Below are 12,408 nucleotides of genomic sequence, written 5' to 3' on the forward strand. Positions count from 1 at the left end.
ACTTCCCCTGCACCCAATTACTGCAGGAGCGGCGTCCGCAAGTCGAGGGTCAAGGGAAACTCAATTGTGCGTTCCTCCGGCGATGGTTCGATCCTGCCGGGGGTATGTCCGTGCTCCTGGAAGCGCGCCAGCCGCCGCGCCTCGGCCTCGTAGGAATTGACCGGCTTGGTCTCGTAGTTGCGGCCGCCGGGATGGGCGACATGATAGACGCAGCCGCCGAGCGAGCGGCCGTTCCAGGTATCGATCAGGTCGAACGTCAGCGGCGCGTGCACGGGAATGGTCGGATGCAGGCCGGAGGCCGGCTGCCAGGCCTTGAAGCGCACGCCGGCGACCGCCTCGCCGGCGCGGCCGGTCTCGGTCATCGGCATCCGCCGGCCGTTGCAGGTGATGGCGTGGCGGCCCTCTACGAAACCGGTCGCCTTCACCTGGAGCCGCTCGACCGAGGAATCGACGTAGCGCACGGTCCCCCCAGCGGTGCCCTCCTCGCCGAGCACATGCCACGGCTCGAGCGCCTGCCGCAGTTCGAGGCCGACGCCACCGTGGTGGATGCGGCCGAACGCGGGGAAGCGGAATTCGAGCTGGGCCTGATACCACTCCGGCTCGACGTCGTAGCCGGATTGCTTGAGCTCGGCGAGCACGCCCAGGAAATCCTCCCAGAGGAAATGCGGCAGCATGAAGCGGTCATGCAGCGCGGTGCCCCAGCGCACGAACTTGCCCTGCTGCGGCTCGCGCCACAGCTTTGCGATCAGCGCGCGGATCAAGAGCTGTTGCGCCAGCGACATCCGCGGGTCGGGCGGCATTTCGAGCGCGCGGAATTCGACCAGGCCGAGCCGGCCGGTCGGGCCGTCGGGCGAATACAGCTTGTCGATACAGATTTCGGCGCGATGGGTATTGCCGGTGATGTCGACCAGGATGTGCCGGAACAGACGATCGACCAGCCACAGCGGCGCATCCATCCCCGGCGGCGGCACATGCGATAGCGCGATCTCGAGTTCATAGAGCCCGTCATGCCGCGCCTCGTCGATGCGCGGCGCCTGGCTGGTCGGTCCGATGAACATGCCGGAGAACAGATAGGACAGCGACGGATGCCGCTGCCAATACAGCACGAGGCTCTTCAGCAGATCCGGCCGGCGCAGGAACGGTGAATCCTCCGGCTTGCTGCCGCCGACCACGATGTGGTTGCCGCCGCCGGTACCGGTGTGGCGGCCATCGATCAGGAAACGGTTGGCCCCGAGCCGCGTCTTCGCGGAGTCCTCATAGAGACCGAGGGTGATGTCGACGGCCTCGCGCCAGCTTTGTGCCGGCTGCACGTTGATCTCGATCACGCCGGGATCCGGCGTCACCTTGATCACCTCGATCCGCGGATCGAACGGCGGCGCGTAACCTTCGACGTGGACTTGCAGCTGCAGCTCTTCCGTGGCGGCTTCGATCGCGGCAATCAGCTCGAGATAGTCCTCGACCTTCTCGACCGGCGGCATAAAGGCGCACAGCACGCCGTCGCGCACCTCGATCGACATCGCGGTACGCACCGGCAGCGGCCCTTCAATGTCCTTGAGCGCCTGCTTCAGCTCCGGATCGATCTCCCCCAGCGCATCGCGCGGCGCCATCGGATCCTGCTCGATAACATAGGGAAAATCCTCGGGCGGGACGTGTTCGAGCGAAGAGATCGGAAGCCGCAAGCCCAGCGGGGAATCGCCCGGAAACAGGAACAGATGGCTGCGCCGGATCTTCCAGCGCTCGCTGCGCCAGCGCGCTGGCACGCGATCGCCCAGCGGGCTCCAGCGCTGGATTGGCAGCACATAGCCTTTCGGCGTGGTCAGCCCCTCGTCGAACACCCGCGCCAGCCGTGCGCGCTCTTCCGGATCGGTCAGTTTGGAATTCGCCGGGCTGACATTGGCCGGCAAGCCGGCCTCGCGCTCGAGCCAGAACGCAGTGTCCTCAAAGGCCGGCATGACGTAGTCAGCCTTCAGGCCAAGCCGCGTGGCGATGCCGATTGCGATGCGCTCCGCATCGGCGATCCCAGCTTTGCCCGGATTTTCGACTGAGGCGATCAGGCCGGCATTCTTCCAGATCGGCTTGCCGTCCTTGCGCCAGTAGAGGCCGAACGCCCAGCGCGGCAGGCTCTCGCCGGGATACCATTTGCCCTGGCCGTAGTGCAGCAGGCCGCCGGGCGCGAACCGCGTGCGCAGCTTGCGGATCAGTTCGTCGGCCAGCCCGCGTTTGGTCGGACCGACCGCGGCGACATTCCACTCCGGCGATTCCAGATCGTCGACCGAAACGAAGGTCGGCTCGCCGCCCATGGTCAGCCGCACATCGTCCTTCTTTAGATCGGCATCGACCTGCTCGCCGAGCCGGTCGAGCCGCGCCCAGGATTCATCCGAAAACGGCTTGGTGATCCGCGGCGCCTCGCGGATCCGCTTGACGCTCATCTCGAAGCCGAACTCGACATTGGCGAAGCCCGCGGTGCCGGTCACCGGCGCGGCCGAGCGGTAGTGTGGCGTGGCGCAGACCGGGATATGTCCCTCGCCCGTCAGCATGCCGGAGGTGACGTCGAACCCGATCCAACCCGCACCTGGCAGATAGACCTCGGCCCAGGCGTGCAGGTCGGTGAAATCGCTCTCGACCTCGCGCGGCCCCTCGAGCGGATCGATGTCGGGTCGCAGCTGAATGAGATATCCGGAGACGAAGCGCGCGGCGAGCCCGAGATGGCGCAGCGCCTGGATCAAGAGCCACGCCGAGTCGCGGCAGGAGCCGGAGCCCGCGGCCAGCGTCTCCTCCGGCGTCTGGATGCCGGCCTCCATGCGGATCACGTAGCCGATCTTCTTCTGCAGCTGCGCGTTCAGCTCGACCAGGAAATTGACGGTAGAGTCGGCCTTGTGCGGAATGTCCTTCAAATAAGCCGCGAGCAACGGCCCCGGCACCTCGGTCTCAAGATAAGGCGCGAGCTCGGTCTTGAGATCGCCGGGGTATTCGAATGGAAAGCTGCCGGCATAGGGCTCGACGAAGAAGTCGAACGGATTGACCACTGTCATCTGTGCAGTGAAGTCGACCTCGACCTTGAGCTCGGTCGCCTTCTCCGGAAACACGTAGCGCGCCAGCCAGTTGCCCTGCGGGTCCTGCTGCCAATTCACGAAATGATTTGATGGCATGACCTTGAGCGAATAGCTCAGGATCGGCGTGCGGGTATGCGGCGCGGGCCGGAGCCGAATGGTCTGAGGCCCGAGATCGATCGGCCGATCGTATTTGTAGTGCGTGACGTGATGCAGTGCGACGAAGATCGACACGGACCAAGGACTCCAGCAGCTTTTTTGAGCAGAACACTGGTTCCGGTCGACATCAAGCACTAACAACGGGCAGCGACTGCCCAGGAATTATCCGCCGCGTTGTCCCGACCTCAGCAACTGGCGTGGCTGGTTACCCTCGCCGCTAGCGGCCGATCGCGCCGGATACCTGCGAAGCGAGCTGCTCGGCGAGCGTGTGATAGCCCTCGGGGGTCAAATGCTGGCCATCGGGCTGATGCGGGAGGCCGTGCAGCATCCCGTTGGCGAGCATGATCACCGCGATGCCACGGGCGCTTAGTCGACTTTGGATATCCGCTGTCCGGTCGGGGCTGCCCTTGCGCCGATCATTGCCGCCCGGCTGTAGAATCACCGCACGGGTCCCGTTCGGGACGGCACGGTCCAGGCGTTGCAGCATCCCTTCCGTGGTGTCGCCATTGATGCCGGCGTTCACGACACGGACGTTCAATCCCTTCGCCCGCAAGATCGCTTCGAGCTGCGCGGGATAGGCCTGGTTGCGCGCCACGCCCTTGCCGTAGGTATTGCTCGCGCCAAGCGCCACGATGGTTGCGGCGTCGGCTGAACCGACGCCAAGACTCAAGGCGGCCAGGAATGCGAGGCATCCAATGATTCCCAATCGACCCGCGCGCATCTTTCCTCCGTTCAGATCGAAACGCCAGCCTGTAGCCCGGACGGAGCGAAGCGCAATCCGGGAGACCACGTCAATAGAACTCGTCGTCCCTGCGAAAGCAGGGACGACAGCGGAGTGTGAGGCTAGATCGTAGCCCTAAACTACATCGTCGCGCCCAAGACCCACGGCGCGAACTCCGCACCGCCGAAATCAAAGCTCTCGCTCTTGGTCGGCTGGCCCGAGGCGGTCTTGAGGATAAGGTCGAAGATGCGCTGGCCGCATTCCTGCACGCTCTCCTCGCCGTCGAGGATGGTGCCGCAATTGACGTCCATGTCGTCTTCCATCCGCTTGTACATTGGCGTGTTGGTGGCGAGCTTGATCGAGGGTGCGGGCTTGCAGCCGAACACGCTGCCGCGGCCGGTGGTGAAGCAGACGAGGTTGGCACCCCCGGCGACCTGCCCGGTGGCGGCGACCGGGTCGTAGCCGGGCGTGTCCATGAACACAAAACCCTTCTTGGTGACGGGCTCGGCGTAGTGCAGGACGTCAACGAGATTGGTGCTGCCGGCCTTGGCCATCGCGCCGAGCGACTTCTCCAGGATCGTGGTGAGACCGCCGGCCTTGTTGCCGGGGCTCGGATTGGCATTCATCTCGGCGCCTTCGCGCTGGGTGTATTCCTCCCACCAGCGCATCAGGCCGACCAGCTTCTCGCCGACCTCGCGGCTCACGGCGCGGCGGGTCAAGAGATGCTCGGCGCCGTAGGTCTCCGGCGTCTCCGAGAGGATCACCGTGCCGCCGTGACGGACCAGCAGGTCGCTCGCCGCGCCGAGCGCCGGATTGGCCGACACGCCTGAGTAGCCATCAGAGCCGCCGCATTGCAGCGCTACGGTGAGCTCGCTTGCCGGCACCGCCTCGCGCTTGACCTTGTTGGCGTCGGTGAGCGCCTCCTTCACGAAGGCAACACCGGCTTCCACGGTCTTGCGCGTGCCGCCCACTTCCTGGATGTCCATCGCGCGCAAACGGCCGGCGAGCTTCTGCTCGGCCATCAGGCCGCCAATCTGGTTCACCTCGCAGCCGAGGCCGAGCACGATGACGTTGGAGAAATTGACGTGGCGCGCGTAGCCGCCGAGCGTGCGGCGAAGCAGCGCCAAGGGCTCGTCCTGGGTCATGCCGCAGCCGGTCTTGTGGGTCAGCGCGACGACGCCGTCGACATTCGGGAAATCGGCCAGCGGGTTGTCGCCGGTGAACGGATTCTTCTTGAACATGTCGGCGACGATGCCCGCAACATGGGCGCTGCAATTCACCGAGGTGAGGATGCCGATATAGTTGCGCGTCGCGACGCGGCCGTCGGCGCGGCGGATGCCCTCGAAGGTCGCCGGCAGATCGAAATTCGGCACCGGCTTGACGTCGACGCCATAGGCATAGTCCTTGGCAAAATCGCCCATGCCGCAGTTCTGGGTGTGCACGTGCTGGCCGGGCGCAATCGGCTGGGTCGCAAAGCCGATGATCTGGCCGTAGCGCCGGATCGGCTCGCCCTGCGCGATCGGCTTGATCGCGACCTTGTGGCCGGCCGGAATGCGATCGAGCGTGGTGACGCCGTCGGTCACTTCAAGCCCCGGCGGCAGGCTCGCGCGCGCGATCAGGACGCTGTCGTCGGCGTGCAGGCGGATTACTTGTGCCGAGGCCATGGGGTGTCTCCTTCGTCTTTATATTCGCCTCTCCCCGTCCTTTACGGGGAGAGGCCGAATCCTCGCGCAGCGAGAATTCGGCTGAGGGGCAAGGCACACGCGCAATCGCGAACAAAGTGCTTGCCGGATAGAAGCTCCTCACCCCAACCCTCTCCCAGCAAGAGCGGGTTGAGGGAGCAGAGCTAATGTTGCGGACAGAGCTTACGCCTTGCCGCCGGACTTCTCGCGGGTCTGGTTGACCTGCATCTTGGCGTAGACCTGCATCAGGCCAACTTCGTTCGACAGCGTCACGAGCTTGAAGCCCATGTTGATCGCGCGCACGGCGCCCTCCGCGCCCGAGCAGTGGATGCCGGGGTTGAGGCCGCGCTTGCCGCACTCCTTGATGATCTTCTCGTAGATCTTGAGAATCTCCGGCTCGTCGCGATCGAGCTTCGGCACCAGGCCGTAGGAGAAGCCGAGATCGGACGGACCGATATAGACGCCGTCGATGCCTTCGACATCGAGGATCGCTTCCATGTTCTCGACCGCGGTCTTGGTCTCCATCATCGGCAGCAGCACGATCTCGTCGTTGGCAGTCTGCTGATAGGTGCCGGCCGAACCGTACATGCCGGCGCGGATCGGGCCGTTGGAGCGCACGCCCTTCGGCGGATACTTGGCATACGAAACCAGGTTCTTGGCTTCCTGCGGCGTGTTGACCATTGGGCAGATCACGCCATAGGCGCCGCCGTCCAGCACCTTGCCGATGATGCCCGGCTCATTCCAGGGCACGCGGACCATCGGCGTGACCGGATGGGCATGCATCGACTGGAAGCACTGCACCATCGACTGATAATCCTGCACGCCATGCTGCATGTCGACGGTGACGCTGTCGAAGCCGCATTGCGCGATCACTTCGGCCGAGAACCCGGAGGGGATCGCGAGCCACGCGTTCACCACCGCCTTGCCCGATGCCCAGACTTGCTTGACCTTGTTTGCCATTGATCGCGTTTCCCTTTGCGGTTTATTGGGGGACGAGCCTCAGCTGGTCGCCCGCTGGATCGAAACTTCGCTGACGCCGACTTCGCGCGCGCTATTTACTATCGCCGCCCAGGTGTCGTCAGGCAAGGGGATGCCATTCCTGGTGCGATCGGCACGGATTTTCCGCTCGGGATCGCCCGGAACCAGCACGGACTCCGTACCCGCGATCGGCTTGGTGGCGCGGATGAAATCGGTGTAGCGGGTGATTTCGTCGTCGAAGAAATTGCTGGTGTCGATCACCTTGGGATCGATGTAGAACGCCATCATGCCGTTGGCGAAGCGCCGGTCCGACGACGTCGCGCCGGTGCCGGTCAGCGCGCCGCCGAGCAGCTCGCAAATGAAGGCGAGGCCCGAGCCCTTGTGGTCGCCGAAAGCACGGATCGCGCCGGTTCCCTTGGTATGGTCGCGCGGTCCGTCCGGCGTGTACGGGCCATACAGCACATGCGGATCCTCGCTCAGCGTCCCGTCGGCATCGACCAGCGCGCCCGGCGGCAGCTTCTTGCCGCCACGGCTAGCCACAAGGCACTTGCCCTCGGCGACGACGGAGGTCGCGAAATCGAGCACGATCGGATCCTGGCCCTGGCGCGGAATGCCGACGCAATACGGCGCGGTCGACAGGCGCTTCTCGACGCCGCCATAAGGCGCGACCAAGAGCGAGCCCGCCGCGGTCACGAAATGAATCGAGACGAGCCCTTCGGCGGCGGCCATTTCGGCCCAGTCGCCGACGCGGCCGAGATGGCCGGAGTTGCGCAGTGCGACGGCGGCAAGCCCCGCCTTCTTGCACTTCTCGATGCCGAGCCGCACTGCAATGGGCGTGACGGTCTGGCCATAGCCGAACTTGCCGTCGACCACGGCGAGCGAGGCCGTGTCGACCACGACCTCCGGGGTCTGGTTCGGCACGATCGAGCCCATCTTCTTCCACCTGACATAGACCGGCACGCGGATCACGCCGTGGCTGTCATGGCCCGTCAGATTCGCGGTCGTCAGATAGGTCGCGATGCGCTTCGCCTCTTCCGGAGAGGACTCCGAATGGGAAAACACCTCGGACACGAAGTTGATGAGATTATCGACCTTGATGGTGACCATGAAAAACTAGCTCGCTCGATAAAGCACGGGACGTTGTCAGGCGTGGGTTTTGGCGTGGCCGCCGAGATAGGCCGCGGCGATGGCTTCATTGCCCCACAATTCGTCGGGCTTGCCGCCCAGCACGATCCGCCCGGTTTCCAGGACGAAGCCGTGATCGGCGACTGAAAGTCCCATGCGCGCATTTTGCTCGACGAGCAAGACCGTGGTGTCCTTCCTGATCTGCGAAATGATGCGGAACACCGCCTGCACGATGACAGGCGCGAGCCCGAGCGAGGGCTCATCGAGCAGCAACAGCCGCGGCTTGGCCATCAGGCCGCGCGCCACCGCGACCATCTGCAGCTGGCCGCCGGACAGCGTCCAGCCGAGTGCGTTGGAGAAGGCGCGGATGTCCGGGAACAGGTCGAACATCGCGTCGGCTTCGCGCGAGATCTGCGACGCCCCGACCTTCCGGTTCGACGCGCCGAGCATGATGTTCTCTTTCACGGTGAGACCCGGGAATACGCGCCGGCCTTCCGGCACATGCGAAATGCCGAGCCGCACGATCGCTTCCGGCCCGAGGCCTGCGATCGAATGACCGTCGAACAGGATGTCGCCGGAGGCGGGCTTGGCGAGGCCGGAGATTGCGCGCAGCGTGGTCGACTTGCCGGCGCCATTGGCGCCCAGCAGCGTAACCACCTGCCCCTGCTCCACGGCGATGGTGACGCCGCGCAGCGCCTCGATCTCGCCGTAGCGGACCACGAGATTGCGGATTTCGAGCAGCGGCATCATTCGCTCCCGAGATAGGCGGAGACGACGTCGGGATGACGCAGCACCGCCATGGACTCGCCGTCGGCGATACGGCGTCCGAAGTTCAGCACGGTGATGTGCTGGGCTGCTTCCGAGACCAGCGTCATGTCGTGATCGATGATCAGGATGGTGAGGCCTTGCGCCGCGATGCGCTTCAGCAACTCGTGCAGCTCGAGCTTCTCGGTCGAGTTGAGGCCGGCAGCCGGCTCGTCGAGCAGCAGCAGCGTCGGGTTCGAGGCCAGCGCCCGCGCGATCTCGATCAGGCGCTGATGGCCGTAGGAGAAGCTCGAGATCAGCTCGTTGGCGCGGTTGCCGAGGCCGACGAAGGTCAGCGCCTCCATCGCGCGCTCGGTCAGCGCGTCGTCGCCCTTCCCGATCATGGTGTTGCCCGGACGCTCAGCGCCGATCTCGACATTCTCCAGCGCGGTCATCGAGCGGAACAGGCGGATGTTCTGGAAGGTGCGTCCGAGCCCTGCCGCCGTGCGCTGATGCGGCGCCATGCTGGTGATGTCGGTGCCATCGAGCACGATCTTACCCGCGGTCGCCTTGTAGAGGCCGGACAAGACGTTCAGCGTCGTGGTCTTGCCGGAGCCGTTGGGTCCGATCAGCGCATGTACGCCGCCGCGCTTCACCGCGATGTCGACGCCATCGACCGCCTTGAGGCCGCCGAAATGCTTCGAGAGCCCGGTGACTTCGAGCACGATGTCGCCGCCGGTCGTCGCAGGCTTGAGCTGGAGCGCCCCGGCAACAGGCGGCGCCGTGCTGTGCGCGCGCCAGCGCGTGAACGCGTCGGACACGAAGCCCCAGATGCCGTCCGGCATGAAGCGGATGATCAGGATCACCGACAGGCCGTAGATCGCGAGGTAGAGACCGGGCACGCTCTTCAGGAAGCGCAGCCATTCCGGGATCAGGATCAACAGCCCGGTGCCGATCGCAGAGCCGATCGGCGAGGCCACGCCGCCGAGCAGCGACATGGTTAGGAACACGATCGATTCCGCGAACGAGAACTGGTCCGGGCTGACATAGGCAAAGCCGCCGGCAAACAGGCCACCCGCGAGGCCCCCGAGCACCGCGCACACCGCGAAGGCGTAGATCTTGGTGCGGAACACGTCGATGCCGTTGACGCCGGCCGCGAGCTCGTTGTCGCGCACCGCGCGCATGGCGCGGCCAAGCTTGGTGTCGGGTAAATGCCAGACCAGATAGCCGACGATCGCAAGCATCGCGACGCAGAAGGCGAGATAGCTCTGCGAGGTCTGGAATAGCGCGGGACGACCAATGTTCGAAACACCGTCCGGCCCATGCGTCAGCCAGATCGCGTTGATCATGACCAGCGTCACGATCTGCTGGAACGAGATCGTGACCATCGCAAGGTAGTGGCCACCGAGCCGCAGCGTCGAAGCACCGAGAAATGCGCCGGCCAGCAGCGCAATCACGCAGCCCGCGACGAGACATAGCCAGAAGCTCAGGTGCAAATCGGTGGTTCCGATGCCGACCGTGTAGGCGCCAAAGCCGAAGAACGCGGCCTGTGCGAGATTGATCTGGCCGCAAAGGCCAAGCACGACCGAGAGCCCGAACACCGCGATCGAGAATGTCGTCGCCTGCATCAGGATGTTGAGGATATAGCCGTCGAACTGCATTTTCGCGGCAAGCGCCACCACGATGGCCGCGCCGACGAAATACGGCAGATGCCGAAGCAACAGCGGCTTCGAGCGCACGGCAGGCGCCGGAATCATGTTGTCGCTGGCGCTCATGCTTTCTCCGCGACGCGTTCGCCGAAAATTCCTTGCGGCCGGAAGATCAGGAAGGCAATCAGCACCAGGAAGGCAAAGCCGTCCTTATACGGCACCGAGATGTAGGCGGCGCCGAACGTCTCGATCACGCCAAGCGCAAGGCCACCGATGATGGCGCCGGCGACATCGCCGAAGCCACCGATGATGGTGGCGGCAAACGCCTTCAGCGCGATTGTCGAGCCCATCTGGATCGAGACGAACAGCACGGGCGCCACCAGGATGCCGGCTAGGCCGCCGAGCACCGCAGAATAGATGAAGGTGATCATGATCATGGTGGAGACGGAAATGCCGAGCAGCGAGGCCATCTCCTTGTCCTGCGAGGTCGCCTGCAGCTTCTTGCCGAGCAGCGTCTTCTCGAAGAACCAGAAATTGAAGATCACCAGCAGGATCGTGACGCCGATGATCAGGAGATACTGGCTGTCCAGATAGACCGGGCCGAGCTGGATGCCGGGAGTCTCGAACCAGCCCTGCAGCACCTGCGGCTGCGGACCGTAGATCGCGAGCACGGAGTTCGACAGCAGGATCGAGGCGCCGATGGTGGCGATGATCACAGGCAGATAGCTGCGGTGGCGCAGCGGATAATAGACGCCGAGATTGAAGATGACGCCAAGAAGCGCCATGCCCGCAAGCGCGATCAGGAACGACAGCCAATAGGGCCAGCCGAGATCGACGGCGAACACCACCATCAGATAGGCAGCGACCATCGAGAATTCGCCCTGCGCGAAATTGACCACATTGGTGGCACGGAAGATCAGCACGAAGCCAAGCGCGACCAGCGCATAGACCGCGCCGATGCCGACTCCCGTGAACAGCAGTTGAAGGAACAGATCCATGACCAGCATTCGGTTGAAGGGATGCGCGGTTCAACATCGATCGGCGCTAGCCTCCCCGGCGGACGCCGGAGAGGCCGTGTGCCGATATCAATCGTTGAACTCGATATGCTTGTCGAAGACGATCTTGCCCTTGTCGTTCTTCACGATGTTATAGCCGTGAAGCCCGTCGCCGTTCTGGTCGAAATTGTATTCGCCCTCGGCACCCGGGAACTTCTTGATCGCCAGGATCGCATCGCGGACCTTGTCGGGGTCGGTCGAGCCAGCCTTGTTGATCGCCGCCGACAGCACGGTGACCGCGTCGTAAGTCCAGGAGCTTTGGTTGTCGGGCGCAACCTTGACCGCGTCACGATAGATCTTGCCGAACGCCTTCGAACCCTCGCTGGAATCTTCCGCGTAATCAGCTACTCCGTAGGTGTTGTAGAGCGCGGGACCGGCGAGCTTGAGTGCGGTGATGTTGACGATCGAGGGCGAGCCGACCCATGGAATATTGACGCCAAGCTGGCGCAACTGGCGGGCGAAGATGCCGAGGTCGTTCTCGAAGGTGAAGTAGGAGCCGAGGATGTCGGCGCCGGACTGCTTGATCGCAAGCACGACCGGCGTGAAGTCCTGGCTCTGGTTGGCGTAGCCCTGGTCAAGCACCGGCGGTGCGCCGAGCTTGGTCAGCGCTTCGCTCAGCGCCTTGCCGCCGGCGGTGCCGAACGCGTCGGTCGAATGCAGCACGGCCCATTTCTTCTTGCCGAGCGTGCTGACGCCGTATTCGGCGATGACGCGGCCGGAATAGCTGTCATTGGGGCGAAAGCGGAAAAGCCACTTGTTGCCCATATGGGTGAGGTTCGGATCGGTGCCGCCGATCATGACGGGCTTACCGAGCTTGATCACATCCGGCGCCATCGCGTGGACCTGGGTCGAACGGATCGAGCCGAGGAAGCCGACAATGTCGGACTGGGCGGCAAGCTTGGAGAAGGCCAGCACGATGCCGGGATTGGTGGTCTGGTCGTCCTCGACGATCAGTTCGCCCTGCCTGCCGAGGATGCCGCCAGCCTTGTTGACGGCCTCGAGCGCGAGCTTGGCGCCCTTGATGGCATAACCGCCGGACTCGGCGGCGGGGCCGGTGACGGGCGCGCACATGCCGATCTTGATTGTCGCTCCCTGCGCCCAAGCGCTGCGCAGCAGCGCAGGAGCAGCGAGACCTGCCGCCAAGCCGGCGGAAAACTCACGCCTCGTCAGTTTCATTCAATCCTCCCTGTAAACGCCGAACTTGCATGTCGGCTGCGTTGAAACGAGCTGACGCGTCGATCGGTT

At 64.4% G+C, this 12,408-nt stretch carries 9 protein-coding genes; all 9 read right to left on the reverse strand.

Annotated features, from left to right (window positions below):
- Window positions 1-17: 17 nt before the first annotated feature.
- The 9 genes from HAP47_RS28695 to HAP47_RS28735 all read right to left on the reverse strand — a co-directional run bounded on the left by HAP47_RS28695 (window position 18) and on the right by HAP47_RS28735 (window position 12,339).
- The gene (locus tag HAP47_RS28695) at window positions 18-3,284 is read right to left on the reverse strand and encodes a transglutaminase family protein (RefSeq protein WP_173641715.1); all 3,267 of its coding nucleotides are present in this window, start codon (window positions 3,282-3,284) and stop codon (window positions 18-20) included.
- Between the two features lie 142 nt (window positions 3,285-3,426).
- A complete protein-coding gene (locus HAP47_RS28700; RefSeq protein ID WP_231168455.1) occupies window positions 3,427-3,930 on the reverse strand; it encodes a GDSL-type esterase/lipase family protein in 504 nt (167 codons plus the stop codon).
- 140 nt (window positions 3,931-4,070) lie between these two features.
- Window positions 4,071-5,594, reverse strand: coding sequence for a UxaA family hydrolase (locus HAP47_RS28705; protein WP_173641714.1), 1,524 nt, complete (start codon window positions 5,592-5,594; stop codon window positions 4,071-4,073).
- A gap of 201 nt (window positions 5,595-5,795) precedes the next feature.
- Window positions 5,796-6,572 (reverse strand): HpcH/HpaI aldolase family protein, encoded by a 777-nt coding sequence (locus HAP47_RS28710; protein WP_173641713.1) that lies wholly within the window; start codon window positions 6,570-6,572, stop codon window positions 5,796-5,798.
- Window positions 6,573-6,611: 39 nt separating this feature from the next.
- Window positions 6,612-7,697, reverse strand: a complete 1,086-nt coding sequence (locus tag HAP47_RS28715) for a malate/lactate/ureidoglycolate dehydrogenase (protein ID WP_173641712.1) — start codon at window positions 7,695-7,697, stop codon at window positions 6,612-6,614.
- Window positions 7,698-7,733: 36 nt separating this feature from the next.
- A complete protein-coding gene (locus HAP47_RS28720) occupies window positions 7,734-8,462 on the reverse strand; it encodes an ABC transporter ATP-binding protein (protein WP_050406791.1) in 729 nt (242 codons plus the stop codon).
- Window positions 8,462-10,234 (reverse strand): branched-chain amino acid ABC transporter ATP-binding protein/permease, encoded by a 1,773-nt coding sequence (locus HAP47_RS28725; RefSeq protein WP_173641711.1) that lies wholly within the window; start codon window positions 10,232-10,234, stop codon window positions 8,462-8,464. Before HAP47_RS28725 ends, HAP47_RS28720 begins: the two co-directional genes overlap by 1 nt.
- Window positions 10,231-11,106 carry a branched-chain amino acid ABC transporter permease gene (locus HAP47_RS28730; protein WP_173641710.1) on the reverse strand — a complete coding sequence of 292 codons (876 nt, stop codon included), beginning with the start codon at window positions 11,104-11,106 and terminating at the stop codon, window positions 10,231-10,233. Before HAP47_RS28730 ends, HAP47_RS28725 begins: the two co-directional genes overlap by 4 nt.
- An 87-nt stretch (window positions 11,107-11,193) precedes the next feature.
- The gene (locus HAP47_RS28735) at window positions 11,194-12,339 is read right to left on the reverse strand and encodes an ABC transporter substrate-binding protein (protein WP_173641709.1); all 1,146 of its coding nucleotides are present in this window, start codon (window positions 12,337-12,339) and stop codon (window positions 11,194-11,196) included.
- Window positions 12,340-12,408: the final 69 nt, after the last annotated feature.

This window comes from Bradyrhizobium sp. 41S5 (assembly GCF_011516665.3).
GTDB classification, from domain to species: domain Bacteria; phylum Pseudomonadota; class Alphaproteobacteria; order Rhizobiales; family Xanthobacteraceae; genus Bradyrhizobium; species Bradyrhizobium quebecense.

What these genes read in the sequence shown, in the direction of transcription:
- HAP47_RS28730 (WP_173641710.1), bottom strand. Translation starts at nt 11,106, where the DNA reads ATGGATCTGTTCCTTCAACTGCTGTTCACGGGAGTCGGCATCGGCGCG.
- HAP47_RS28710 (WP_173641713.1), bottom strand. Translation starts at nt 6,572, where the DNA reads ATGGCAAACAAGGTCAAGCAAGTCTGGGCATCGGGCAAGGCGGTGGTG.
- HAP47_RS28705 (WP_173641714.1), bottom strand. Translation starts at nt 5,594, where the DNA reads ATGGCCTCGGCACAAGTAATCCGCCTGCACGCCGACGACAGCGTCCTG.
- HAP47_RS28720 (WP_050406791.1), bottom strand. Translation starts at nt 8,462, where the DNA reads ATGCCGCTGCTCGAAATCCGCAATCTCGTGGTCCGCTACGGCGAGATC.
- HAP47_RS28700 (WP_231168455.1), bottom strand. Translation starts at nt 3,930, where the DNA reads ATGCGCGCGGGTCGATTGGGAATCATTGGATGCCTCGCATTCCTGGCC.
- HAP47_RS28735 (WP_173641709.1), bottom strand. Translation starts at nt 12,339, where the DNA reads ATGAAACTGACGAGGCGTGAGTTTTCCGCCGGCTTGGCGGCAGGTCTC.
- HAP47_RS28725 (WP_173641711.1), bottom strand. Translation starts at nt 10,234, where the DNA reads ATGAGCGCCAGCGACAACATGATTCCGGCGCCTGCCGTGCGCTCGAAG.
- HAP47_RS28715 (WP_173641712.1), bottom strand. Translation starts at nt 7,697, where the DNA reads ATGGTCACCATCAAGGTCGATAATCTCATCAACTTCGTGTCCGAGGTG.